Raw genomic sequence first — 25,166 nt, forward strand, 5'->3', positions numbered from 1 at the left:
GCCGGAGCGTTAGTCTCTGGTTTCACGTCGTCGGCTGCCGGCTGGGTGGAGGTGTCATGGACGTCGAAGTGCTTCGTGTACGCGATTTAGTTCGGGACGTGGTGACCGAGGTTGCCCCGGAGGAACTGCCGCTGCTGGCGGGTCTCGCCAGGTTCGACGACGCCACGGCCGTGCAGCGGCTGGGCGGCGAGGTCCGGCGGCGGGAGCCTCTGGGCTTCGGGCTTGGTGAGGTCGCCGCGCTGGTGACCCCAGTGGTGTGGCTGGCGGTGGATCAGGCTACGCAGCAGATCGTGGGGACCTGGGTGGAGAACCGGGTCGCCAGGACCGGCACCGCCTTGCGCAGGATCTTCCGCAGGTCGACCCCCGAGCCGGTCGTGATCCTGCCGCTGACGCGTGAGCAGCTCGCGCTCGTACGACGGTCGGTGCTGACGATGGCTGCGCAGCGCGGGCTGGAGCCGGAGCGCGCGGCGGTCATCGCCGACGCGGTGGTGACCCGGCTGGTACTGGCCGAGCCCGGGGCGCTGGCCGCTGCGGAGGCCGAGCCCGACGGCCCACCCGAACTGCCTGCCCCGCACACACCGGTCCGCCCGAACGGGCCCGCCCTGCCGGACACACCGGTACAACCGAACGAATCCGCAGGGCGGGACGGCGGACCGGAGGGGCCGGAACGGCCGGACGAACGCACCGAGCCGGTCGGGGCCTGATGGTCGTCTTATCCGCTGGCGCCCCCGACGCCGCCTCCGGCGCAGGGGCCGCCGAGCAGCCCGCCGACGCGGCCCCGCCCGACGAGCGGGTCCTCGTGGCCGGCACCACCTTACGTTTCGCACTGCTCCTGGCCCTACTGGCCGCGGCTGGCGCGAGCATGATCCCCCGGACCGTCTGGCACCTCCTCGCCTCACCGGAGAAGGCCAATCTGGAGGCGGCCTGTTTCCTGGCGGCGGGGATCGACCCGAGCGTGTCGGCGAACGCGAGCTTCGTCCAGTCCCAGCGTCAGCCCGCCGCGCTGGAGGAGTGCACGGCGCGGTTCACGCAGGACTTCACCACCGTGTCGGTCGGCGTCGGGCTCGTGGCGCTCGCCGCGGCATTCGCCGTCTACCGGCTGCTGCCGCTGTGGCGGACCCGGCGCACCAGGGTAGTTCCCCTGGACGTCGTGGACGTGCACGGCCGCCTCCGGCCGCTGCTGGACGAGCTGGTGACCGTTGCCGGACTCAACCGCAAGCCCAGCTTCGTTGTCGATCCGGCTTCGCGGGCGACCGGCGCCGTCGCGTTCGGCCGCCCGCGCCGGCCCGTGATCCGCCTGGACGGCGGCCTGGTGGTCACCGCCGACAGCGAACAGGAGCGGTTCCGTGCTGTGGTGCTGCACGAGCTGGCGCACCTGCACCACAAGGACATCGGCATCACCTACGCCGCCGTAGCCCTGTGGCGGGTGTTCCTCGTGTTGGTGCTGCTGCCGTGGACGGCCGTCGGCCTGGACGTCCTCCTCCTGCGCGGCTCGGCGGAGGTCCGGGGCATGTACGCCCCGTTCAACACGCACGCCCAGGTGCTCGGCGGCCTGCTGGTCCTGGCGGTCTGCCTCTCCCGACTGGAGATCCTGCGCCACCGTGAGATCTACGCCGACCTCATGGCGGCCCGCTGGGGTGCGAGCGCGCAGCCGTGGGAGGACGGCGCCGTCCGCCGGCACGCCGGGGAAGGGTGGCGGAAACCGTTCGTCCGGTTCGCCGCGCTCTGGCACACGCACCCGTCGCCGGCCCTGCGCCGCGCCTCCCTGGCCGACCCGAGGGCGCTGTTCGCTCTGAGGGCGCTGCCTCTTCTTCTCACGGGGCTGGCGGCCGACATCCTGGTCTGGCACTTGGGCGCGCTGCCGTACGAGTTCCTGTGGCTCGGTGCCGTGCTCGTCGCGGGCCTGGTTGTCGGCATCGGCGGCGTCGCGCTGTGGCGTGCTGTGCTGTACGCGCTCCGGGCGGGGCGAACGGTTCCCTCGGGGTGGTCCGCCGGCCTGTGGCTCGGGCTCGGCGTGGTGGTGGGAGAACTGACCGGGCCGCGCGCCGCGATGAACCAGTGGCTGCCCGCCCACCCTGAGGCGCTGCTGATTCTGGTGGCCGCGCTGGTCCTGCTGATGACGTGGACCGCGCAGAACGCCGAGTGGTGGCTGCGGCCCCGGCAGGAACGTCCGCCGTGGCCAGCCATGCTCGCGGGCCTGGCGGTGCCCGCGCTCGCGTACGCCTCGGTCCTGTTCTGGTGGTGGTCCGTGGGCGAGGTCCTCACGGACGGTTGGCCGTTCACGACGGCCGGGGTGCTGGCCTCGTACGGACTGCCCGGACTACCGCCCCCGCCCTCGGACCTCGGGCCGCTGTGGCACATCGTCGCGGTGCTGGGCGTGCTGCCCGGCACGCTCACGGGTGCCGGGAGTCTGTGGTGGGCGCAGGTGCTGCTCTGGGCGCTGCCCGTGCTCGCGCTGGTCATCGCCTCCCGCCTGGGCGGTGGAGGGGTCGGCGGACGGGGACGGTCGCCCGTCGCCTGGCTGGCGGGCGGGCTGACAGGCGGAATCGTCTGCTCGGCCGGGCTGGCCGTGGCGCTGGCCCGGCTGCGGGACACGGAGCTCGGAGCCTCGGGGGCGGCCGGGCCGCTCCGCCTGGCGCAGATGATGGTGCCCGTTCTGGCCATCTGCGCCGCGATGGCCCTGACCGCCGCCGTCGTCGCCGCGCTCACCGACTCGGGGTGGCTGACAGCCGGACTGGTGGCGGCGGGGATCACCGCGTTGCTGGGCGTCGCGGCCGCGCACGCCCTGGTCCGGGCGGACGCGGGCAGCGGGCCGTCGGCGGTGGCCTGGTCGCTCTCGCGGGAGGTCCACGTCCCTTACTCCGTGGCCCTGGGCACGCCGGTGGCAGGCCTGGCCGCCTTCGTGGGTCGCGGCGCCGGGCTCGCGGGCCGGGGCGCCGCGCTGCTCGTGCGTCGTGTGACCACCGGGCGCAGGGCTGGGCCGCACCCGGACGTGCGGCCTGCGCCGGTCGCGGAGCGGCCGCTCCGTCCGGAGTGGCGGCGTGCTGTCCGCGTGGCGGCGGTCGGAGCCGTCGTGGTCTGGGTCGGAGCGACAGCACTCGCCGTGGACGTGTCCGCGGCGCCCGGACGGGCCTCCAGGCCGGCCCTGGTGCCGGACCGGGCGGCGCCCGAGCCCTCGGCCGCGGTATCCCGACTCCAGCACCAGGCGTGGGCGACGGCGGGCGGCCTGGAACGCATTGAGGCGCTGCGGGCCGCGGAGCTCCGGTACAGCGCTGCTTTCACGGCCGTGGGCGAGGCCACCGACGACGCCGGTTTCCTCCAGGCGATGGACCGGGTCACGAACGCCTGTGGAGCGATGGACCGGGCGACCTGGCGGGCGGGTGCCTACCTCGGCGTGCCCTCCACGACGGGACAGCGGATGTGGACGCGTGTGCTGACCCGGCACCGGGAGATGACCGATGCCTGTCGGGCCCTGGCCACGCGGCCGGACCTCACGATGGCCGAGGCGGCGGACACCGCCCGCCGGAACGCGATCGACTCGGTCGACGCGATGTCCTACTGGCTTGCTGAAAAGGGGGCGATCCGCCCGAAGTGACTCCGCAAAGGCAGGAGTTGACCCTGCCGACCCGACACCTCGGCCCACCGACCCACCCAACCTCACCGACCCCACCGGAGGGCACATGACGATCACCCCCACCACGTCGCGGCGGCGGCGCATCGCGGTCCTGCTCCTGAGCGGCGCACTCGCACTGACCGCGTGCGGCGGAGGCGGCGACGACGGCGCGGACAAGGGCACCACCGCCCCGGACAAGAAGCCGGGCGAACGCCACACCGTCGTCCTGGAGGTCACCTCCGACTACGGGCGGCCGGTCGCGATCAACTACTTCGGGCACATCACCGGCCCCGACGGCATGCAGGTGCTAGGGGAGAAGGACGGGAAACTGTCGGCCCGGTCGCCGTGGAAGACCACGCTCACGGTGGACGGCAAGGACCTGTGGGTCAGCCTGATGGCCAACGGAACCGGATGTCTCGGCCGCGCGACCGGCGGCGACTCCTGCGAGACCGGGGCCATCCCGAACCGTGAGAGCTTCGAAGGAACCGGCACGACCACCTGCCGCATCACCGTCGACGGCAAGATCGTCGTGGAGCAGTCGTACACCTGGCCCACCATCATCCCGGTCACCTGTCTCACTCCGCTCAAGGGCAAGGAAGGTGACGGACAGTGACCGAGACCGTCTCCTCCCCCACGCCTGGTCCGGCGCCGAATCCGGACGCGCGCCGCCGCTCGCGCTGGCGGACCTTGCTGCTCGCACTGCTTCTCCTCCTCCTCGCCGTCACCTGCCTGCTCCTGTGGATCTTCATAGGGCCGGACGGCGACGACGGGGCGAACGACGCCCGCGGCTCGTCACCACGCGCCGAGCTGAGGCGCGCCGCCGGCCTCCTGAGTGACCTACCGGCGCTGCACTACACGGGCACCATGGGCATCAAAGGAGCTGCGGGCGGCGAGGACGCACAGGTGGACCTGATCGTCAGCAAGCCCGCCGACGCGCTCGGCACGTTGGCGATGCCCGGCACTCCGGCACTCGACTACGCGGGCATCGGCGGCAGGTCGTTCCTGCGCGGGGAGACCGAGGCATGGCGGGGGCTCGGCATGGCCGAGAAGTCGGAGGTGCTCGCCGAGCAGCCTTCGATGGTACAGCCGGGGATGTTCTTCTCCCAGGACCTCGCCACCACCCTGGCGCCCCCGGCGCTGGCGAAGACCGTACGGGCAGAGGACGTCCCGGACGAGAAGATCACCGTCGGCAAGCCCGTCACCGTGGGCGACCACACTTGCACCCCGTTCCACGTCGGCGACACCACCGTCTGCTTGAGCGACCAGCAGGCGAACGGCGTCCGGTTCGTCGACCGGATCAGTTTCGGGGACACGGTCGTGCTCGACGTCGAGGTGCCGTCCCGGCCTGAGGTGGAGCGGTTCTCCGCCGACTTCCGCGCGAAACTGCCCAAGATCCGCGACGCGGTGGATCCCCGGATCGACGTGGCCACCCAGATCCTGCGCGACTACAAGGGTGAGTGCACCCCCACGGCTTGCGTCTTCACCGCCCGGGTGACCGTCACCTACCTGGGGTCCACCTCGGAACCGGACGCCTCCAAGGCCGTCCCGGTGACCTACTCGTGGGCCGTCGACCGGGATGGGACGCCGGTGAAGCTGGACCCGGAGTGCTCGGGCGCCCTCACGATCAAGCCGGGCGAGTCGAAGGACCTGTCGTGCACCGCGACCGGCCCGTCCGTCGGAGAGGCGACCCGGGGGCAGTACCACGGCGAGATCCACACCTCCGACCGAGCCCTCACCGAGGAGGAGTACCAGCGCCTGGTACGCCTGGCCGCAGACAACAGCGAGAAGATCGCCGCGCTCCCCGATCCGCCGGCGCCCCGCTGAGGAGCGGACGGACGTCGCAGGTACGGGCCCGACCGCCCTGGCCGGCGGTGCGGCCGGAGCAGTGAGGTCGGGCGGTGGAGTCAGGGCCTTTACGTGAAGTGATCTTGTCTGGCCTCATCCGGTGAGGCCGAGGAGGGTCAGGGGCCGACGGTAGTCGCGGGCCGCGTGGCGGAGGGCGGCTGCGATGTTCTTCTGGCCGTCTTGCCTGTGGAGGCCGATGGCCAGGTTCCGGAGACTGGCCATCGTGCGGGGCAGCTGAGCGGTACGGATTTTGGAGTCGTCCTCGCGGAAGGTCCGGTCACGGACGTGGTGGAGGAGGTTCTCGATACCCCAGCGGCCTTTGATCCAGGAAGCGATCTGGGCACCGGTGGCCGCGCCGGGTGGCAGGCTGGTGATGAGGTAGACGCGTTCGATGGTCAGATTGCCCGTTCCGAGGTCTCGTCTCCAGCGCACAACGTGGAGGGCCTGGCGTGCGTCGGGGTAGTCGAAGCGGGCGAACGCGGCGGTCTTCAGCCGGCGGATCTCCATGCGGTGGTGGGCACGGGTGCGTTCGTAGTGGTCGAGCGTGATCTCACGCCAGGGCAGGGTTCGGACCCGGTCGAACAGGCCGGGGTGGTTCCTCTTCACGACGGCGATGTAGTGGGCTCCTCGCGAACGCAGGTAGGCGCCGTGGCCGTGCTGGGTGTGCAGGGCGTCCGCCGTGATCACGGTATGCGTGAGGTCGACACCGTTCAACAGCGGGGCGAAGGAAGGGATTTCGTTGCTCTTGTCGGCGACCTGACGCTGGGCGAGGACCTCTCCGCTGTGCGCCATCGCGGCCAGCTGCCTCTGCCCACACACCCCGCGCACCCCACGCACTCCATGCACCCCGAATTATTTCGCCGGAAGGCGTTTCATGTACGGCCGATTAAATTGCCGCACGCTTATCCGGATACCGATCAGGAACGTTGACAGCCCTTCTCCGGGCTGCCTAGTTTACGCCGCAGACAACGACATCGGCGGCCTCTTCTTTCCGGCATGACGGCTGCTTTTTCGATTCTTCGATTTGTCGAAGCTGCTGGAGTGTCCGTGACCGAATCCCTTGTCCTCGCCGCGCCCACCGGCCCTTCCGGCCCGCCCGCGCCGGCCGAACGGGTCCGCCCGCTCCGCCGGCCCGGGCGGTGGCTCGCCACCGGCGTCGTGCTGGTGCTCGCCTCCCAGGCCGTGCACGGGCTGCTCACCAACCCCTTCTACCAATGGGACCGCTTCGCCTACTGGTTCCTGCGGCCCGTCATCCTCGACGGGCTGCTCATCACCCTCCAGGTGGCCGCGTACAGCGCGGTGCTGGGCCTGGCCGGCGGTGTTCTGCTCGCCCTCGCCAGGCTCTCCGCCAACCCGGTGCTGCGGTCGGTGAGCTGGACGTACGTCTGGCTGCTGCGATCCGTGCCGCTGATCGTCGTCCTGCTCTTCCTCTACAACCTCGGGGCGCTGTACCCCACCCTCAGCATCGGGGTGCCGTTCGGACCGGCCCTCCTCACCTTCGACGAATCCCGGCCGGCCCCCGACATGGTCATCGCGGTCGTGGGCCTGAGCCTGGCCGAAGCGGCGTACGCGGCCGAGGTGGTACGGGCGGGTCTGCTCTCCGTGGACCAGGGCCAGCACGAGGCGGCGGCCGCGCTGGGGCTGCCCGGGCGCTACCGGTTCACCCGGATCGTTCTGCCGCAGGCGCTGCGCGCGATCGTCCCCTCCTACGTGAACCTGCTGATCGGGCTGGTCAAAGCCACCTCGCTGGTCTTCTACGTGTCCCTGCTCGACCTGTTCGGCTCGGTGCAGAACCTGGCCGGCACCTACTCGGGCGACGTGGTGCCGCTGTTGCTGGTGGCGACCGCCTGGTACGTGATCCTCACCAGCCTGATCTCCGTCGTCCAGTTCTACGTCGAGCGGTACTACGCGCGCGGTGCGCTGCGCACGCTGCCGCCCACCCCGGCGCAGCGGGTCCGGGCGGCCCTGCGCGAGCTGCGGGTCCGCTTCCGGAAGGAGACGGCCCGATGACCGCGACCACGACCACGACCACGACCGATGCTCTCGCTGCGCCGCCCGCCGCGATCGAGGTCCACGACGTGCACAAGTGGTTCGCGGGCCGGCCGGTCCTGGACGGGGTGAACCTGACGGTCGCGCCGGGCACGGTCACGGTCGTCCTGGGGCGCTCCGGCTCGGGGAAGTCCACCCTGTTGCGGGTCATCAACCATCTGGAGAGGCCCGAGGCTGGGTACGTCAGCGTGGGCGGCGAGCCGATCGGCGTCCGGCGGCACGGAGGGCGGCTGAAGGAGCTGAGCGAGCGGGCGATCCTCGCCCAGCGCAGCCGGATCGGCTTCGTCTTCCAGAACTTCAACCTCTTCCCGCACCTCACCGTGCTGGACAACGTCGCGGCGGCTCCGATCGCCACCGGGCGACTCCCCCGCGCCGAGGCCGAGGCCCTGGCGCGGGAACTGCTGGACCGCGTCGGGCTCGGGGACCGGACCGGCGCCTATCCGCGGCAGCTGTCCGGCGGGCAGCAACAGCGGGTGGCCATCGCCCGTGCCCTCGCGCTGCGGCCGGGGGTCATCCTCTTCGACGAGCCCACGTCCGCGCTCGATCCGGAGCTCGTGGGCGAGGTGCTGTCCGTGATCAAGGAGCTGGCCACCGGGGGCACCACGCTGGTGATCGTCACGCACGAGATCGGCTTCGCCCGCGAGGTGGCCGACGAGGTGGTCTTCCTCCACGACGGGCGCGTCGTCGAACAGGGTCCGCCCGCGCTGGTCCTGGACCGGCCCGCCCACCCGCGCACCCGGGAGTTCCTGAGCAAGGTCCTGTGACCCCGCTCCGGCTCCGCCGTCCGCCCCTCCTCCCTTCCGCCTCCGCCCCTCCCACTCCCCCGCCCCCTCCCACTCCCGCAAAGGAACGCCATGCACCACGAGCCCACCCTGCGCGTCAGACTCCTGCGCGGCCTCGGCGCCGCGACGGCCGCCGTGACCCTCGCCGGCGGACTCACCGCGTGCGGTGACGCCGAGGCCACCGGGACGGCGACGGCCTCCTCCGGCAAGGTCACCGTCGGCGCGGAGTCCAACGGCGCCGCCCGGCAGACCGAACTGTCCGTCCCCGTCGTCGAGTCGCTGCGCGCACGGCTGCCCGAGGCCGTCCGCGAACGGGGCGAGCTGGTCGTCGGCGTCGGCGCGCTCCCCGCCGGCTTCCCGCCGCTGGCCTACCTCGGCACCGACCAGAAGACGCTCACCGGGGCGGAGCCGGACCTGGGCCGGCTGGTGGCCGCCGCCCTCGGGCTCAGGCCGGTCGTGAAGAACTCCACCTGGGAGAACCTCTTCGTCGGCATCGACAGCGGCAAGGTCGACGTGGCGTTCACCAACGTCACGGTCACCGAGGAACGCAAGAAGAAGTACGAGTTCGCCTCGTACCGGCAGGACAACCTGGCCTTCGAGGTACTGAAGGACAGCCCCTGGAACTTCGACGGCGACTACCGCAACCTCGCGGGCAGGACGGTCGCCGTCAGCTCGGGAACCAACCAGGAGAAGATCCTCCTGGAGTGGCAGAAGAAGCTGCAGACCGAGGGCAAGGACCTCACCGTCAAGCACTTCCCCGACACCAACAGCACCTTCCTCGCCCTGAGCGGCAAGAAGATCGACATCAACTTCGCCCCGAACCCCTCCATCGCCTACCACGTCACCCAGACGGCGAACGGCAGCACCCCCACGCGCAACGCGGGGGCCTTCTCCGGCGCCGGCGAGTCCTTGCAGGGCCTGATCGCGGCGACCGCCAAGAAGGACAGCGGGCTGGCCGAGCCGGTGGCGGCGGCCATCGACCACCTGATCGAGAACGGCCAGTACGAGAAGCTGCTGGCGGCCTGGAACCTGTCCAACGAGGCCGTCAAGACCTCGGAGGTCAACCCGCCCGGCCTGCCCCTGAGCAACTCGTGAGCACCCCCGCGCACACCTCGCTGTCCCCTCACGTCCTGGACAACCCGGCCTGGGCCTCCCTGACCGGCGCGCACACCGCCTTCGCCGAGTACCCGGCGGGCGGCGGCGCCGACGGCGCCCCCGCGGCCCCCGCGGCCCGCGCCGCCCGCTACTCCCCGGACGTCTCGCCCTTCGCCGCCCTAAGGGCTGCCCCGGGCGACCCGCGTTCCTGGGCCGACCTGCGCGCGCTGATCGGCGACGGCGAGGTCGCCTCGCTCGCCGGGGTGCTGACCCCGCCCGACGGCTGGGAGACCGTCGGGCGGATCCAGGGCGTCCAGCTCGTCGACACCTCGCTGCGCGCCGAGCCGGCCCCGGAGGCGGTCCGGCTGGGCGCCGCCGACGTGCCGGAAGTCCTCGCGCTGATCCGGCTGACCGAGCCCGGGCCCTTCCTGCCCCGCACCGTCGAACTGGGCACCTACCTCGGCATCCGCCGGCAGGGCCGGCTGGTCGCGATGGCCGGGGAGCGGCTGCGTCCGCCCGGCTGGACCGAGATCAGCGCGGTGTGCACCCATCCCGACCACCGGGGCCAGGGCCTGGCGACGAGGCTGGTGCGGGCCGTCGCCGCCGGCATCCGGGAGCGCGGCGAGGTCCCGTTCCTGCACACCGCGGCGAGCAACACGCGGGCGATCCGGCTCTACGAGTCGATCGGCTTCACCCTGCGCCGCCGGCCCTTCTTCCTGGCCGTCCGGGCCCCGGGCAACACCACTGCCAACTTCTCTTAATATTCCGGTCATTGTATGGCACCGCTATCGGGCGTAGCGTTTTCGAAAGAAATTGATGACGGGCCGAATTACGTGATCCCGCATCGGCTTCCCTTTTTCGTACGCCGAGCAGGAAGGCGCAATTCCCCGTGTCCGTTTCCTCATCGTCCCCGGCGCCCCTGCACCTCGCCGTCGCCCTCGACGGCGCGGGCCGGCACCCGGCCGCCTGGCGCGAGCCCGGTGCCCGGCCCGCCGAGCTCTTCACCGCCCGCTACTGGGCCGGTCTCGCCGTCGAGGCCGAGACCGGGCTGCTCGACTTCATCACCTTCGAGGACGGCCTCGCCCTCCAGTCCTCCTCGCCCACCGGACCCGACGCGCGCACGGACCGGGTCCGCGGGCGGCTGGACGCGGTGCTCACCGCTGCCCGGGTCGCACCCTTGACCCGGCACATCGGGCTGGTCCCGGCCGTGACGGCCACCCACACCGAGCCCTTCCACATCTCCAAGGCGATCGCCACGCTCGACCACGTGAGCCGGGGACGGGCCGGCCTGCGCATCCAGGTGTCCGGGCTCGCCCACGAGGCACGGCACTTCGGGCGGCGGACCGCTCCGTTCGCGGACGGGGAGCTGTACGCGGAGGCCGCCGACCACGTCGAGGTGATCCGGCGGCTGTGGGACAGCTGGGAGGACGACGCGGAGATCCGGGACGTGGCCACGGGCCGGTTCATCGACCGCGAGAAGCTGCACCACATCGACTTCGAGGGCCGCCACTTCAGCGTCAGGGGGCCGTCGATCACCCCGCGCCCGCCGCAGGGACAGCCCCTCGTCAGCGCGTCCGGCGACGGCGAGGCCTCGTACGCGCTCGTCGCCCGGTCCGCCGAGATCGGATACCTGGCCGCGCGCGACGACGGCGGTACGCGCGCCGCCGTGGCGGCGATCCGGCGGGCCCGGGAGGCGACCGGGCCCGCGGCGGACCCGCTGCACCTCTTCGGGGACCTCACCGTGTTCCTCGACGCGGACGCTCCGGCGGCCGCCGCACGCCTGGAGCGCCTCGACGCGCTCGCGGGTGCCCCGTACGCCGATGACGGCGCGCTCTTCGCCGGGAGCCCCGGGCAGTTGGCGGACCTGCTCCTGGAACGGCGTTCGGCAGGCCTGTCGGGCTTCCTGCTGCGGCCGGGCGTGATCGCCCACGACCTGCCCGCCATCACCCGGGGGCTGGTGCCGGAGCTGCAGCGGCGCGGGGCGTTCCGCCAGGAGTACGAGGCGGACACCCTGCGCGGCCTGCTCGGGCTGGACCGCCCGGCCAACCGTTACGCGCGGCCCGCGGCCTGATCGCGGCCCGGCCCGCCGCCCGACCCGGACCCTCCGGAAGGACGAACCATGAGCAGCAAGCCGCTCAAGCAGATCCATCTCGCGGCCCACTTCCCGGGCGTCAACAACACCACCGTGTGGAGCGACCCGGCCGCCGGCAGCCATATCGACTTCGACTCGTTCATCCACTTCGCGCAGACGGCCGAGCGCGCCAGGTTCGACTTCCTCTTCCTCGCGGAGGGGCTGCGGCTGCGCGAACAGGGCGGCGAGATATACGACTTGGACGTGGTCGGCCGGCCCGACACCTTCACGGTGCTCGCCGCCCTGGCCGCGGTGACCGAGCGCCTGGGTCTGACCGGCACCATCAACTCCACCTTCAACGAGCCCTATGAGGTGGCCCGCCAGTTCGCCACGCTCGACCACCTCTCGGAGGGCCGGGCCGCCTGGAACGTGGTCACCTCCTGGGACGCCTTCACCGGCGAGAACTTCCGGCGCGGCGGATTCCTGCCGCGTGAGGACCGCTACTCCCGCGCCCAGGAGTTCCTGGCCACCGCCACCGAGCTGTTCGACTCCTGGGACGGCTCGGAGATCGCCGCCGACGCGGGGTCCGGCGCCTTCCTCCGCGACGCACGGGCCGGGGCCTTCGCCCACCGGGGTCGGCACTTCGACATCGAGGGCCGCTTCAACGTGCCGCGCAGCCCGCAGGGCCGTCCGGTGATCTTCCAGGCGGGCGACTCCGAGGAGGGCCGGGAGTTCGCCGCCGCCCGCGCCGACGCGATCTTCGGCCGGTACGGAACCCTCGACGCGGGGCGGGAGTTCTACGCGGACGTCAAGGGCCGGCTCGCCGGGCACGGCCGTACGCACGACCAGTTGAAGATCCTGCCCGCGGCCACCTTCGTCCTCGGGGACACCGACGCGCAGGCGCGGGAGATCGCGCACGAGGTGCGCCGCCTCCAGGTCAGCGGACAGACCGCGATCAAGTACCTGGAGCACGTCTGGAACCGGGACCTGTCCGCCTACGACCCGGACGGTCCGCTGCCGGGGATCGACCCCCTTGTCGGGGAGAACACCATCGCCCTCGGGCGGGCGAGCGTACGGCAGTTCCGCGATCCGCTCGCCACCGCCCGGCAGTGGCGAGAGCTGGCCCGGGCCAAGAACCTGTCGATCCGCGAGCTGGTCATCGCGACCACCGCCGACCAGACCTTCGTCGGATCGGCCGCCACGATCGCCGAGTCCATCAACACGCTGGTGCAGGCGGACGCCGCCGACGGTTTCATCCTCGTCCCCCACATCACCCCGGGCGGTCTGGACGGCTTCGCGGACTCCGTCGTACCGCTGCTCCAGGAGCGGGGGGTCTTCCGCACCGAGTACGAGGGCACCACCCTGCGCGACCACCTCGGCCTCGCGGTTCCGGCGCAGGCTTCGGCCCCGGATCCGGCCCCGGCTCCGGCCCCGGCCTCGTGAAATTCCTCGCCATCACCCTGATCACGGACTCCCCCGACCCGGCGACGGGTGGCCTCAAACCCACCCGGGAGCGGTTCCGTGAGGTGGTCGCCGCCGCGCTGCTGGCGGAGGAGCTCGGCTTCGACGGCTTCGGCGTGGGCGAGCGCCACGAGCGGCCCTTCCTGTCCTCCTCGCCGCCCGTGGTGCTCAGCCACATCGCCGCGCTCACCCGCCGGATCCGGCTGTTCACCGCCGTCACCACGCTGAGCCTGCTCGACCCGGTGCGGGCGTACGAGGACTACGCGACGCTCGACCACCTCAGCGACGGGCGCCTGGAGCTGATGATCGGCAAGGGCAACGGCACGGCGCAGCGTGAGCTGTTCCAGGTGTCCCCCGAGGACCAGTGGGAACGCAACGCCGAGGGCTACGAGCTGTTCCGCCGGATCTGGCGGGAGGACAAGGTGAGCGCCGAACCGCGCTTCCGGCCCGCGCTGAGCGGTGCGGAGGTGCTGCCGAGGCCGTTCCAGCGGGCCGTGCGGATCTGGCACGGCAGTGCCACGAGCCGGGAGTCGGTCGACCTCGCGGCGCGTTACGGCGACCCGCTGTTCTCGGCGAACGTCACCCACCCGATCGGCCCGTACGCGGAGCTGATCCGCCACTACCGGCAGCGCTGGGAGCACTACGGGCACGATCCGGCCCGGGCGGTGGTCGGCGCGGGCACGGCCGGCTACCACGCGGCCCGCACCTCGCAGCAGGCGGTCGCGGCGTACCGGCCGGCGTTCGCGCGCTACCTCGCCTTCCACCAGCAGCTGGGCTCGGCCCCCGTCTTCCCGACCCTGGAGGACTTCGTCGAGCGGAGCTCGGCACTGATCGGCAGCCCCCAGCAGGTGATCGAGAAGGTGCACCGCTACCACGAGGCCTTCGGCCACACGGCACTGCACCTGCAGGCCGAGGCGGGCGGGCTCGCCGAGGCGGACCACCGCGCCTCGCTCGAACTCTTCCAGTCGGACATCGCGCCGGTCCTGCGCCGTGCGATACCCGACCCCTGCTTCCCCGACCTTTAAGGAGCCCGGACATGCCCGGCATCCCTCTCGGGGTCCTCGACCTCGTCCCCGTCCCGTCCGGTTCCACCGCCGCCGAGGCCCTGCGGCACAGCATCGATCTCGCCCGGCGGGCCGAGGAGTTCGGCTACGCCCGCTACTGGTTCGCCGAGCACCACCTCAATCCCGGGGTGGCCGGGACCTCCCCGGCGGTGGTGCTCGCGCTGACCGCCGCCGCGACCTCGGCCATCCGGCTCGGCTCCGGCGCGGTGCAGCTCGGGCACCGCACCGCGCTGTCGACCGTCGAGGAGTTCGGCCTGATCGACGCGCTGCATCCCGGGCGCATCGACCTGGGGCTGGGCCGCTCGGCGGGCCGGCCCCGGCCGTCCGACGGTACGGGCCCGCAGCCGCCGGTCACCCCGGTCGTGGACGGGTACACCCCGAACGGGCTGCGGATCCCCGACCCGTTCTCCTTCGCCCATCTGCTGGGCCATCCACGGGTGGCCCTCCAGCAGAAGCTGCTGAACCTGCCGGGGGCCCAGCCGCAGGAGTACGGCGAGCAGGTCGACGACGTGCTCGCGCTGCTGCGGGGAGAGTACCGCTCGCCGGAGGGGGTGGAGGCGCATGCCGTCCCCGGCGAGGGGGCCGACGTAGAGGTGTGGATCCTGGGCAGCAGCGGCGGGGTGAGTGCGGAGACGGCGGGTCGCAACGGGCTGCGGTTCGCGGCCAATTACCACGTCAGCCCGGCGGCGGTACTGGAGGCGGCCGCGGGGTACCGGGCCGCTTTCAAGCCGTCGGCCGAGCTGGAGCGGCCGTATCTGTCGGTGTCCGCCGATGTGGTGGTGGCCGGGGACGAGGAGACGGCGCGCGAACTGGCCACCGGCTACGGGGCCTGGGTCCGCAGCATCCGGACGGCCGAGGGAGCCATCCCCTACCCCACCCCGGCCGAGGCACGGGCCCTGCCGTGGACCGACGCGGACCGGCGGCTGGTGGCCGACCGGCTGGAGACCCGGTTCGTCGGCTCCGCCCGGACCGTCGCCGACCACCTGGAGCGGCTCCAGGCGGCGACCGGCGCGGACGAGCTGCTGATCACCACGATCACGCACGGGCACGCGGACCGGGTGAACTCCTACCGGCTGCTCGCCGAGGAGTGGCACCGCCGGGCGCACTGACGAGGAGGCGCGTCGGCGGACGCCCGGGGCCCGGGTGTAGGGGGTTCCCTCATGCTTCGGCCGGTCCGACACGGAACGCTGATCAGGGCAATTGGCTGCCGTGGCGGCGAACCGAACAGAAGGACACCCATGAGACGCATCACCGTAATCCGCAACGCAGGGCGCGCAGTGCTCGCGCCGGGAATCGTCGCGGCGCTGTTGGCGGGCGGCGTCGCGCATGCCACGGATGCCGAACCGAAGCCGGCCGGCACGACACCGATCGGCAATTCCGCCGGCGGGCCGTCGATCTCCGCCGACGGCCGCTACGTGGCCTTCGCTTCGCCGGCGAGGGATCTCGTGGCCGGCGACACCAACCGAGCGGACGACGTGTTCGTGCGCGACCGGCAGACCGGCGTCATCACCAGGGTCAGCGTCGACTCCGCGGGCAACCAGGCCGACAATGTGAGCCGGAATCCGTCGATCTCCGCCGACGGCCGCTACGTCGCGTTCGAGTCCTTCGCGACGAACCTGGTGGCCGGTGACACCAACCGCTACCGCGATATTTTCGTGCACGACCTGCAGACCGGTGAGACGACCACGGTCAGCGTCGCAAGCCACGGCGAACAGAGCGACAGTGAGAGTTCCCATCCGTCGATCTCCGCCGACGGCCGGTTCGTCGCGTTCGACTCCCCCGCGTCGAACCTCGTGTCCGGCGACACCAACGACATCCACGACGTCTTCGTGCGCGACCGGCAGACCGGTGAGACCACCAGGGCCAGCGTCGATTCGAACGGTCGCCAGGGCGACGGCATCAGCCAACTGCCGTCGATTTCGGCGGACGGCCGCTACGTCGCCTTCTCCTCCGGGGCGAAGACACTGTCCCTGTTCCCCGACACCAACCGCGCGGACGACGTGTTCGTGCACGATCGGCTGACCGGGTACACCGACCGGATCAGCGTCGGTCCCGACGGCGGCGAGGGTAATTCCGCCAGTCGCACGGCGTCCATCTCGGCCGACGGCCGCTACGTCGCGTTCGAATCCACGGCGTCGAATCTGGTGGCGGGCGACACCGGCGGTCCGATGGACACCGACATCTTCCTGTACGACCGGGTTACGCGGACGACGACGCAGGTGAACCTTGGCCCCAATGGCCTGAGCGACAGCCGGACCCCCGGCCAGGAGCGGACGACGCTCTCCGCCGACGGCCGCTACATCGCGTTCGTGTCCGGCGAGGACAAGCTGGTGACCGGCGACACCAACTCAAGCTGGGACGTGTACGTGCGGGACCGGGTGACCGCCACCACGACCAGGGTCAGCGTCGCCGATGACGGCTCGCAGAGCGATGGGTACAGCTACAGCCCCTCGATTTCGGCCGACGGCCACCACGTCGCCTTCACGACCAGCGCGACGAACCTGGGCGGTGACGGCACCAGCCGGAAGTTCAATCTGTACGTGCGGAGCCTCGGCAACTGATGTGGCGGCTGCCGCGGCGTCCTCAATCACGCGCCGCGGCGGCCCACACGCCGGCCAGAGCAGTCCGACCGGAGACGCCGACCTTCGCGTAGGCCCGGCCCAGGTGGACTTCGATGGTCTTGGGACTCAGATGCAGCCGGAGGCCGATGTCCCGGTTGGTCAGTCCGTCCGAGACGAGGTTGACGATCTCGACCTCCCGGGCGGTCAGGTCGAACCGCTCGGCGCCGCTTTCGGGCCGGGGGCCGCGTGCATTCAGGCGCCGCTCCTCGCGCGCGACCTGAGGCAGGAACAGGTGCGCGTCACACCGGGTGAACAACGCGCGGGCGGACACGAGGTGCGCACGGGCCTGGTCGATCGCCCCGCTGCCGCCGAACGCCGTCGCGGCGAGCAGGTGCGCCCGCCCGGCCTCCACGGCCACCCCGATCCGGCCGAACGTGCCGGCAGCGGCGACAGCGAGCGGTGCGGCTGCCGCCGGATCCGTCGGCAGCGTGGCGATCGCGCGGGCCTGCTGTGCCATGGCGGTGCGCAGCGGAAGGTCGAGCCGGCCGGCCGCGTCCTCCGCCCGGTCGGCCCATGCCGCGGCCGCGGCAACCCGGCCCGCCGCGACCTCCGCCTCCGTGAGCATGAGGTACACCAATGGCCTGGTGCGGAGGCCCACCGCCGGGAGCTCGGTCCCACCGCCACTGGTGAGCAGCAGCTCGATGCACGCGTGCGGATCACCCGAGTGCAACATCGCCTGCGCCAGCATCGCCTCGGCCTGGCCACTGCGCCAGGAACTCACGGCCGTCGCCTGGTCGTCGACGACGATGGCCTCCTTACCCAGGCGGATGGCCTCGGCCAGGTCGCCGCGCCAGGTGTTGATCCAGCACCCGAAGGTCAGCGCCATGACGCGCAGCTCCTCGCTGCCGGTCAGTTGCGCCGACTCCAGGCTGTCGTCGAAGCAGGTCGCCGCCGCCTCCAGTTCGCCGAGGTAGGCATGCACCATGCCGCGGATCGCGGTCAGCAGCGCGATCTTGTGGGACTGCCCGCTCGCGCGGGCCAGTCGCAGGCCACGGCTCATGTGCCGGCTCGCCGCCATGAGCCGATCGGCGGAGATTTCCGACCAGCTCAGCCAGAACGCCGCATCGATGTCGCGGACCAGGTCGCTGTCGGGCAGTGCGTCCAGGAGTGTGGCCGCCTCGTCCAGCCGGTCCGCCCGCCGGTCGATGAGCGTAGCGGCCGACAACGCCGTCGCCAGCAGCATCGGATCCCCGGCCTTCCGCGCGGCGGCGATCGCCTCGGCCACCCGGTCCTGTCCGTGCTCGCGCTCGACGCTCTCACCGGCGACGAGGGCGACGAGCAGGACGGCCGCCGAGTGGGCGTCAACACCTTCGACGCGTTTCCACTCGCTGTGCAGCATCGCCCTGGCCTCGGTGTAGCGCCCGAGAATCTGCTCCACCGTCGCACAGGCCCGCACTGTCTGTGCCCGGATCTGGGTGAGTTCGGCAGGCAGGAGTCGCAGCACCTCGTGCATGGTTTCCCTGGCCTGCCGCAGGTCGCCCGTGGCGCCGAGCACGTGTGCCAGCCGGCCGAGCAGGACGAGGCGCTGCGGCGTGGCCGACTCCGAGTCGGGGAGCAAGCGGATGGCCGCCCGCAGGAAGTGCCCGGCGGTCGCCGGCGTGGTGTGCATCGTCGCCTCGGCCGCCTCGGTGAGCGTCGCGACCGCCTCAAGGTCACCTCGGACGGCGGATCGCTCCACGTGCCGGGCGAACTCGGCCGGCGGTGCGCCCCGGCTCCGGAGTGCCGACGCGGCCCGGCCGTGTGCCTGAAGCCGCCAGCCAGGACCGGCGTCCTGGTAGGCGACGCTGCGCACCAGCGGATGCCGGTACCGGAACCGGCCGGTCGCGCCGTCCAGCCGCACCAGGTCACGCTCGGCGAGCCGGTCGAGCGCGGCGAGGACGGACCCGGCGTCCATCGCCGCCGTTCGGGCGAGCGAATCAGCCTCGAAGTCGTCACCCACGACCGCGGCGGCATGCGCGACGACCCGCTCGTGCGGGGTCAGCGCGGCCAACTCGGCGGCGAGCACCGCGTGGACCGCCACCGGGATCGCCCCGTCGGGGTGGAGCGCCGTATCGCCGACGGCGACACCCCGCTCACCGGCCCGCACCAGGGCTTCCAGGTAGAACGGGTTTCCGCCACTGGCCTGGTAAAGCTCTTCCCGCCGAGAACGGCCCAGACCTTCGGGCATGACGTGGCCGGCGTCGGCTTGGCTCAGCGGCGCGAGTTCCAGCAGCTCGGCGCCTCCGTCGGTCGCGGCGCGGGACAGCGCGTGCCACAGCCGCAGCGACGTCTGCCGGGGCCTGCCCGCCATGGCCAGGACCAGCCGCGCCTGGGGCGGGTGGCGCAACAGGTGGTCGAGCAGCTCGACCGAACCTTCGTCCGCCCAGTGCAGGTCGTCGAAGACGAGCACCAGCCCGGAGGGCCCGGCGACCAGCTCCAGCAACGTCCGAACCGCCCGGTGCAGCCGGTACCGCTCCGCGTCGACCAGGTCGGCGGGGCCGGTGGCGGGAATCGCCGGGAACACGGTCGCGAGAAGTGCGAGCTGCTGTTGCCCGAGGGCGGCGAGACGCTCCGGGCCCAGCTCGGCGAGCCGGTCGTCGAGCGCGTTGACGAACACACCGAACGGGATGTGGGACTCGAACTCCGCCGCGCGTGCGCTGCGGACCGTCCATCCCGCTGTGTCCGCGAGCTTCCCCAGCTCCGTCAGCAGCCGGCTCTTGCCGATCCCCGGTTCGCCGGTGACCGCGACGCACCAGGTGCCGCCTTCGCCCGCCAGCACCGCGCGCAGGATCGCGACTTCGCGCGCCCGGCCGGGAAGTCCGCCGACGGACTCCCCCATCACTTCGACAGTCATGCTGGCGTCGACTCACTTTCCGTCCGCGGCGAGACGATGGTATCGACGCGCACGCGCCCCCCGGCAGGCGGCCTTCAGCTCCGGTTGACGGAGCGGTCCGGGTCCGGACACGCGCGAGCCGCCCGCTGCCGGAGGGACCCGGCGGCGGGCGGCTCGCCCCGTCAGCTGTCGCGGACCGCGACGATGCCGTTGAAGACACCCACGTACGCGGTGCCGTCGGGGCCGAGGGTGATCGGGGCCCAGTTGTTGTCGTAGAGCGGGCCGGTGCCGGTCAGCTGCCGCCAGCGGCGCTCACCCGTGCGGAAGTCCACGGCCGTGAGGTACCAGGCGTCGATGCCCCAGGCGTTCGGCTCCTTTTCGTAGAAGTAGAGCAGCCCGTTCGCGGTGGAGAGTTTCGGGACCACGGAGGGAGCACGGATCGCGCTCTCCCAGACCGTGTCGCAGCTGCTGCCGTCGGCGCGGACGTCGATGCGGGCCGCTCCGCCCACGACGGACTTGCCCAGCAGCAGGGTGGTGGGGTTCTCGTAGCCGTAATTGTTCTCGACGACGATGCTGTTGCCCCAGGTGACGAGGGAGTTGTCGGTGGTCGAGGCGCCGGAGCCGAACACCGGCACCTTGCAGACCAGCCGCCGGTCGGCGGGAACGTCCACGCCCCGCTTGTAGACCAGGACGTTCATCCGCTCGTCGGCGTTGTCGGTGATGGCGACGTAGCCCTGGCCGAAGAGGTCCGGGGTGGTGCCCGAACCCTGGTTGACCGAGCCGGGCTTGGACGCCGTGCCCCGGTCGTACGTCTGGCGCCACTGGATCTCGGGGGTGCCGTCGGTACCGGCACGGAAGCTGTAGAGCGCGTGGTCGGAGACGATGGAGACACCGTCCTCGGCGACCGAGAAGGAGTTCTGGATCTCCTCGCCCCGCAGCTGGACGGAGCGGATCTGCGAGGTCGCCGGATCCACCGTGCCGACCCGGCCCTGGCGGGTGACCCACCAGATGCGGCCGTTCCAGTCGGGCATCACGGAGGTGACGGGGTCGCAGGTGCCGCTGGGCCACAGGTTGGTCCAGGTCACGCAGTCGTGCGGGACCTGCCCGGTGAGGTCCCAGTCGTTGTCGACCGTGAATTTCCAGCTTCCGTCGGGGTTCTGGGAGTGGGCCAGACGCAGGATGTGCTGGCGGGAGTCGGCCAGCACGGCGCGGTCCTGGTTGTCCAGGTAGAAGTAGGCGCCGCCCGAGGTGTCCTTGAAGATCTTCGCGAAGTCGAGCGAGGTGATCGCCTCGACCGTCGAGGAGCGCTGCGGGAGCTGGTATTCCGCGAGCGTGGCGAGCGTACGGGGCTCCAGGAGCTTGACCTTGAAGCCGGAGAAGGTGCCGCACACCGTGACGAGCCGGCCGGCCGAGTCGAAGGTCGCGGTCGCGCACTCGCCGCCGAGTGCGGCGATCTTCTCGCTGGTCACCTTCGGGTTCTTGCCGAGCGGCCCCGACCAGGGGGAAGTGGCGCTGCCCGCCGCGTCGGAGTGCATGCCGCTGCGGCCGTTGGGCGCGAGGAACGGGTGCTGCGGCGGCGCTTCGCCGGGCAGGGGGGCGGCGGCCGCGGGGGCGCCGTCGTAGTGGGTGACGAGGCGGTGGCCGGGGGCCTTGGGTATCTCCTCGGCCTGGGCCGGCGAGCCGCCGTACATCACCGTGAGTGCGGCGACGACGGGCAGCACGGCGCAGTTCAGCGATCTTCGGAACATCCGGGCTTCCTCCATGTCTCTCAGCGTTGTTGACATTGCGTCTGATGTCGCGCCGCCGCCAGACGCTAGATCGCACCGCTCGAGGAGTCCATGGATGGACCGGATGATTCACGAAGGCGCAACAGTCGATCAAGGATTGAGGCTGGACACGACGTTCGCGGTGGCCGTCAGGCCGTCGTGGATGGTCGTGGCCATGCTGCTGCTCGCGAGGTAGAAGCCGAGCAGCGCACAGACGACGGCGTGCGAGAACTTGAGACCGCCGCTGCGCAGGAAGATCCAGGCCAGGATGAGGAGCAGGACGACCGCCGAGAGGGAAATCACCATCGAAACCTCCTTACTCGCCGCCATGGTGGCGCAGGAGGGGGTGCCTTCGGGCGAAAGACGTGTCCGCCGTACGGGTGTTGACCGTCCGTGACGGCCGGTCGGTCCTTGACGAACGCGTCGCGGACCGGCCGGCGCGGGTACAGCACCGGCTCCCGGGCCGGGCGGGCGCGACACGGCCGGCCGTCGCCGACCTCGGGCAGCTCGCTGATGCGGCCCGACCTCCGAGTCAACTGCGGCCGCGCGCCGGTCCCGTACGGCCTCGGGCAGGGTGCGCTCGTGCGCGGCGCGCCGGTCGGCGGCGGTCTCGGCGCGCCCCGGAGCGGGCCGAGACTCGCCTCGGTGCCCGGCGGGAGCAGAAGGGCACGAACCCGGGCACTCCGCGGGCCGCCGGGCGCAGGGGTCTTGTCGGGCTCGCACCCGCCGTGCCATATATGTCTAGACCATTAAGGAAGCCGAGGAAGGCACCCCGTGCGACGCAGCGCCCCCACGCTCGCCCTCTGCCTGGCCGTCGCAGGCATCACCGGCATCACGGCCTGCACCGCGCCCGACACCGAACCCCCGCCCGCCCCCGCCGGACTGACCGCCCAGGCCGGCAGCGCCACCAGCGTGCACGTCATGTGGGACGCGGCGGCCGACCGGGACGGGGTGACCGGCTACCAGGTCTTCGAAGCCGACCGCCTGGTCCGCGAACTCCCCGCCGAGAAGACCATGGTGGACATCACCGGCCTCGCCCCGCAGACCGGTTACGCCTTCACGGTCCGGGCCAAGGACGCCGCCGGGAACCTCTCCGGACCCGGCCCGGCCACCCGGGTGACCACCCCGGCCGCCAAGGCCGAGGACCGCACGGCCCCCACCGCCCCGGCCGCCACCACCGCCCGGACGACCGGGCCCCGGTCCGCCGAGGTGTCCTGGACGGCGGCGACCGACGACACGGGCGTCACGGCCTACGACGTCTACCAGGGCGGCGTCCGGATCCACACCGCCGGCCCCGGCGAGAGCGCCACGGCCCTGAACAACCTGCGGCCGGACACCGTCTACACCTTCACCGTCCGGGCCCGCGACGGGGCGGACAACTCCTCCCCCGACGGTCCGGCGGTGGACGTGACGACCCCTCCCGCCTCCGGCGCCGGCCCCGGCACGGCCCCCGCCGAATTCGCCGCGACCGCCTCCCCGGGCACCGTCACACTGACCTGGACCGCCCCGGACACCGGTGGCGAGACCACCGAGTACGAGCTGTACGTCAACGGACTGCCCACGACCGTCATCCAGTTCGGAGCGGGTGCGGTGCCCAGCGGCCGGGCGGAGCACCGGCTCACGGTGGCCGAGCCGACCGGCACGGTCTGGGCCGTGAAACTGCGGGCCAGACTCCCCGACGGCAACTGGGGACCCTTCTCCGCGGAGCGGCGGATCACACTCGTCGCGTGAAAGAAGACACCGATCCGGCCTGAACGGCACGGCCGCACGGGAAGATCGCGCACAATACATCCGTGTTCGGTGAGTACTCGTTCAATGACAATCAGGCAGACTCCACAAACGGCGATCCCGGACCGGGTCCCTGCCCGGTGCCCGGCAACCTGCCCCCGGAACCAGCGAGCTTCGTCGGCCGGGAGGATGAACTCCGGCTGCTCGACCGCCTGTTGAACGAGCGAAGACTGGTCACCCTCACAGGGGTGGGCGGTGTCGGCAAGTCACGGCTCGCCCTGCGCGCCGTCGCCGCCGCCCGCCAGGCGCGCCCCGACGGGGTCTGGTGGGTGCAGCTGTCGCCCCTGCGCGATCCGAGCCTGATCACCGCCACCGTCGCCCACACCGTCGGCCTCGCCGACCACTCCCCACGCCCGCCCGACGAGGAGCTGTGCGCGTGGATGGCCGACAAGGAGCTGCTCCTGGTGCTGGACACCTGCGAGCACCTGGTGGCCGACTGCCGCCATCTGGTCGGCGAACTCCTTCAGTCCGCACCCGGGTTGACGGTCCTGGTCACCTCCCGCGAGCCGCTCGGCATGCCGACCGAGGAGGTCGTCGAGGTCCGGCCGCTGCCCTGCGAGGGGCCCGACAGCGACGCCCTCACGCTCTTCCGGGCCCGCGCCCTGGCCGCGACCCCGCGGGCGGCCGCCGTCTTCGCCGACCCGGCGCGGACCGCGGTGGCCGCCGAGGTGTGCCGGCGCCTGGACGGCATCCCGCTCGCGCTGGAACTCGCGGGCGCCCGGCTGCGGTTGTGGACGCTGGAGCACATGGCCGAGCGGATCGGCGAACGCTTCGAGGTGCTGTCCGACGCCCGGGCCGCGCTGCCGCGCCGGCACCAGACCATGCGGACCACGATCGGCTGGAGCCACGAACTGTGCGAGCCGCTGGAACGGCTGCTGTGGGCCCGGCTCTCGGTCTTCACCGGTGACTTCGACATCGCCGCGGCGCGCGCGGTGTGCTCGGGAGGGCCGCTGCCCGCCGCCCGGGTGGAGCGCGTACTGGCGGGCCTCGCCGCCAAGTCCGTGGTCCTGCGCATCGAGGAGCGCGGGACCGGGGCCCGCTACCGGATGCTGGACACGATCCGCGAGTACGGACAGGACTGGCTGGGCGAGCTCGGCGAGGTGGAGATCGTCACCGACCGGCACGCCCACTGGTACGCGGCGCTCTCCCAGGCGGCCGACCGGGGGTGGATGGGCCCGGGGCAGGTGGACTGGTACCGCAGGATCACCGCCGAGCACGCGCAGCTGCGTACCGCTCTGGAGCACCTGATCGCCGCCGACCCGACGGCGGCGCTGGAGATGGCCGGGGCCCTGTGGTTCTACTGGTTCGCGTGCGGGCACGTGCACGAGGGCCGCGGCTTCCTGGAACGGGCCCTGCAGGCCGCTCCGCGCACGGGGGCCGCGTACAACCAGGCCGTGTGGGCCCTCGGACTCACCGCGCTGCTCCAAGGCGACATGGACGCGGCGCGGCAGCTCGGCGACGAGTGCACGCGCGACGCGGCCCGGCTGGCGGACCCCGAGCGGGAGCTGCGCGCGGGATATCTGCACGCGGTGTCGGTCCTCATGCCCGGCGACCCCGTACGGGCCCTGCGGCTGGCCGGCCCCCGGGCCCGGGCGGGCCACGGCGGGCGCACCAGCGGCACGGGCTGGCTCCTGTGCAAGCTGGCCACCGGCTACGCCCTGTGCGACCTGCGGCGCTTCGAGGAGGCCACCGAGGAGGCGCGGTCCCTGCGGGAGGCCTGCGCCGAGCTCGGCGAGCGCTGGCTGCGGGCGTACGCGGACTACATCCTGGCGGTGGCGGCCCTGGGCCTGGGCGACCACGGGGAGGCCGCCCGGCACGTACGGGCGATGCTCTCGGGGAAACGGCTGCTCGGCGACCGCTTCGGCATCGCGCTCGGCCTGGACCTGCTGGCCGCGGCGGTGGCCGGGCTGGGCGACGGGGAACTCGCGGCGCGGCTGCTCGGCACCGGGCACGCCTGGTGGCGCACGGTGGGCCGGCCGCAGATGGGCTCACCCTCGCTGACGGCCCTGCGGGACCAGGGCGAGCGGCAGGCCCGCGCGGCGATCGGGGACGCCGCCTACGAGGCGGCGTTCCTGGGCGGCGCGGCGGCGCCCACCGGCTGAGTCTCGGCCGGTGGGTCTGGAGTACGGCCTAAATCCTGGGCTCCCGTCAGTACGGGAGGGGTCTGCCCGACGGTGTGCGCAGGTCCAGGTCTCGGGG

Annotated in this window: 19 protein-coding genes; 15 read left to right on the top strand and 4 right to left on the bottom strand. The window is 72.3% G+C overall.

Features of this window, described 5'->3' with window-relative positions; genetic code table 11:
• Positions 1-98 precede the first annotated feature (98 nt).
• From ACZ4YL_RS27175 to ACZ4YL_RS27190, 4 genes are all read left to right on the top strand, one after another.
• Positions 99-704 carry a hypothetical protein gene (locus tag ACZ4YL_RS27175; protein WP_468120108.1) on the top strand — a complete coding sequence of 202 codons (606 nt, stop codon included), beginning with the start codon at positions 99-101 and terminating at the stop codon, positions 702-704.
• Entirely contained in the window at positions 704-3,595 is a 2,892-nt protein-coding gene (locus ACZ4YL_RS27180) for a M48 family metalloprotease (protein WP_468120110.1), read from the top strand. The genes ACZ4YL_RS27175 and ACZ4YL_RS27180 overlap by 1 nt, the downstream gene beginning before the upstream one ends.
• Before the next feature lie 85 nt (positions 3,596-3,680).
• Entirely contained in the window at positions 3,681-4,226 is a 546-nt protein-coding gene (locus ACZ4YL_RS27185; RefSeq protein ID WP_468120111.1) for a hypothetical protein, read from the top strand.
• Complete coding sequence (locus ACZ4YL_RS27190; protein WP_468120112.1) at positions 4,223-5,437, top strand: hypothetical protein; 1,215 nt, start codon at positions 4,223-4,225, stop codon at positions 5,435-5,437. The genes ACZ4YL_RS27185 and ACZ4YL_RS27190 overlap by 4 nt, the downstream gene beginning before the upstream one ends.
• 114 nt (positions 5,438-5,551) lie before the next feature.
• Here the strand turns inward: ACZ4YL_RS27190 and ACZ4YL_RS27195 are convergent, their stop codons facing one another.
• On the bottom strand, positions 5,552-6,277 hold the full coding sequence (locus ACZ4YL_RS27195; protein ID WP_468120113.1) for an ISAs1 family transposase: 726 nt from the start codon (positions 6,275-6,277) through the stop codon (positions 5,552-5,554).
• A gap of 177 nt (positions 6,278-6,454) precedes the next feature.
• Between ACZ4YL_RS27195 and ACZ4YL_RS27200 the strand changes: the two genes are divergently transcribed.
• The 9 genes from ACZ4YL_RS27200 (at position 6,455) to ACZ4YL_RS27240 (ending at position 16,541) form a co-directional block, all read left to right on the top strand.
• Positions 6,455-7,468 carry an amino acid ABC transporter permease gene (locus ACZ4YL_RS27200; RefSeq protein WP_468120114.1) on the top strand — a complete coding sequence of 338 codons (1,014 nt, stop codon included), beginning with the start codon at positions 6,455-6,457 and terminating at the stop codon, positions 7,466-7,468.
• Positions 7,465-8,271: an amino acid ABC transporter ATP-binding protein gene (locus tag ACZ4YL_RS27205; RefSeq protein ID WP_468120116.1), complete on the top strand. Its 807-nt coding sequence runs from the start codon at positions 7,465-7,467 to the stop codon at positions 8,269-8,271. The genes ACZ4YL_RS27200 and ACZ4YL_RS27205 overlap by 4 nt, the downstream gene beginning before the upstream one ends.
• 90 nt (positions 8,272-8,361) lie before the next feature.
• Positions 8,362-9,384, top strand: a complete 1,023-nt coding sequence (locus ACZ4YL_RS27210) for a transporter substrate-binding domain-containing protein (protein WP_468120117.1) — start codon at positions 8,362-8,364, stop codon at positions 9,382-9,384.
• Positions 9,381-10,145 (top strand): GNAT family N-acetyltransferase, encoded by a 765-nt coding sequence (locus ACZ4YL_RS27215; protein ID WP_468120118.1) that lies wholly within the window; start codon positions 9,381-9,383, stop codon positions 10,143-10,145. The genes ACZ4YL_RS27210 and ACZ4YL_RS27215 overlap by 4 nt, the downstream gene beginning before the upstream one ends.
• 128 nt (positions 10,146-10,273) lie before the next feature.
• Complete coding sequence (locus ACZ4YL_RS27220; protein WP_468120119.1) at positions 10,274-11,455, top strand: LLM class flavin-dependent oxidoreductase; 1,182 nt, start codon at positions 10,274-10,276, stop codon at positions 11,453-11,455.
• Positions 11,456-11,503: 48 nt separating this feature from the next.
• A complete protein-coding gene (locus ACZ4YL_RS27225; protein WP_468120120.1) occupies positions 11,504-12,898 on the top strand; it encodes an NtaA/DmoA family FMN-dependent monooxygenase in 1,395 nt (464 codons plus the stop codon).
• Positions 12,895-13,941, top strand: a complete 1,047-nt coding sequence (locus tag ACZ4YL_RS27230) for an LLM class flavin-dependent oxidoreductase (RefSeq protein ID WP_468120121.1) — start codon at positions 12,895-12,897, stop codon at positions 13,939-13,941. Before ACZ4YL_RS27225 ends, ACZ4YL_RS27230 begins: the two co-directional genes overlap by 4 nt.
• Before the next feature lie 11 nt (positions 13,942-13,952).
• Positions 13,953-15,089, top strand: a complete 1,137-nt coding sequence (locus ACZ4YL_RS27235) for an LLM class flavin-dependent oxidoreductase (protein ID WP_468120122.1) — start codon at positions 13,953-13,955, stop codon at positions 15,087-15,089.
• Positions 15,090-15,218: 129 nt separating this feature from the next.
• On the top strand, positions 15,219-16,541 hold the full coding sequence (locus ACZ4YL_RS27240) for a TolB family protein (RefSeq protein ID WP_468120123.1): 1,323 nt from the start codon (positions 15,219-15,221) through the stop codon (positions 16,539-16,541).
• 22 nt (positions 16,542-16,563) lie between these two features.
• Here ACZ4YL_RS27240 and ACZ4YL_RS27245 read toward each other — a convergent pair whose 3' ends face one another.
• From ACZ4YL_RS27245 to ACZ4YL_RS27255, 3 genes are all read right to left on the bottom strand, one after another.
• A complete protein-coding gene (locus ACZ4YL_RS27245) occupies positions 16,564-19,434 on the bottom strand; it encodes a helix-turn-helix transcriptional regulator (protein ID WP_468120125.1) in 2,871 nt (956 codons plus the stop codon).
• A 161-nt stretch (positions 19,435-19,595) separates the two neighbouring features.
• Positions 19,596-21,161 carry a hypothetical protein gene (locus tag ACZ4YL_RS27250; RefSeq protein WP_468120127.1) on the bottom strand — a complete coding sequence of 522 codons (1,566 nt, stop codon included), beginning with the start codon at positions 21,159-21,161 and terminating at the stop codon, positions 19,596-19,598.
• Between the two features lie 129 nt (positions 21,162-21,290).
• On the bottom strand, positions 21,291-21,485 hold the full coding sequence (locus ACZ4YL_RS27255) for a hypothetical protein (protein ID WP_468120129.1): 195 nt from the start codon (positions 21,483-21,485) through the stop codon (positions 21,291-21,293).
• A 468-nt stretch (positions 21,486-21,953) separates the two neighbouring features.
• Between ACZ4YL_RS27255 and ACZ4YL_RS27260 the strand changes: the two genes are divergently transcribed.
• Entirely contained in the window at positions 21,954-22,910 is a 957-nt protein-coding gene (locus ACZ4YL_RS27260) for a fibronectin type III domain-containing protein (protein WP_468120130.1), read from the top strand.
• Positions 22,911-23,047: 137 nt separating this feature from the next.
• A complete protein-coding gene (locus ACZ4YL_RS27265; RefSeq protein WP_468120132.1) occupies positions 23,048-25,069 on the top strand; it encodes an ATP-binding protein in 2,022 nt (673 codons plus the stop codon).
• The last annotated feature ends 97 nt before the right edge of the window (positions 25,070-25,166 follow it).

The organism is Streptomyces sp. NPDC030021 (assembly GCF_055574035.1).

Excerpts from the sequence above, each read along its gene's own strand:
- ACZ4YL_RS27185 (WP_468120111.1), top strand. The coding sequence starts at position 3,681 with ATGACGATCACCCCCACCACGTCGCGGCGGCGGCGCATCGCGGTCCTG.
- ACZ4YL_RS27235 (WP_468120122.1), top strand. The coding sequence starts at position 13,953 with ATGCCCGGCATCCCTCTCGGGGTCCTCGACCTCGTCCCCGTCCCGTCC.
- ACZ4YL_RS27250 (WP_468120127.1), bottom strand. The coding sequence starts at position 21,161 with ATGTTCCGAAGATCGCTGAACTGCGCCGTGCTGCCCGTCGTCGCCGCA.
- ACZ4YL_RS27240 (WP_468120123.1), top strand. The coding sequence starts at position 15,219 with ATGAGACGCATCACCGTAATCCGCAACGCAGGGCGCGCAGTGCTCGCG.
- ACZ4YL_RS27245 (WP_468120125.1), bottom strand. The coding sequence starts at position 19,434 with ATGACTGTCGAAGTGATGGGGGAGTCCGTCGGCGGACTTCCCGGCCGG.
- ACZ4YL_RS27180 (WP_468120110.1), top strand. The coding sequence starts at position 704 with ATGGTCGTCTTATCCGCTGGCGCCCCCGACGCCGCCTCCGGCGCAGGG.
- ACZ4YL_RS27255 (WP_468120129.1), bottom strand. The coding sequence starts at position 21,485 with ATGGTGATTTCCCTCTCGGCGGTCGTCCTGCTCCTCATCCTGGCCTGG.
- ACZ4YL_RS27210 (WP_468120117.1), top strand. The coding sequence starts at position 8,362 with ATGCACCACGAGCCCACCCTGCGCGTCAGACTCCTGCGCGGCCTCGGC.
- ACZ4YL_RS27225 (WP_468120120.1), top strand. The coding sequence starts at position 11,504 with ATGAGCAGCAAGCCGCTCAAGCAGATCCATCTCGCGGCCCACTTCCCG.
- ACZ4YL_RS27200 (WP_468120114.1), top strand. The coding sequence starts at position 6,455 with ATGACGGCTGCTTTTTCGATTCTTCGATTTGTCGAAGCTGCTGGAGTG.
- ACZ4YL_RS27205 (WP_468120116.1), top strand. The coding sequence starts at position 7,465 with ATGACCGCGACCACGACCACGACCACGACCGATGCTCTCGCTGCGCCG.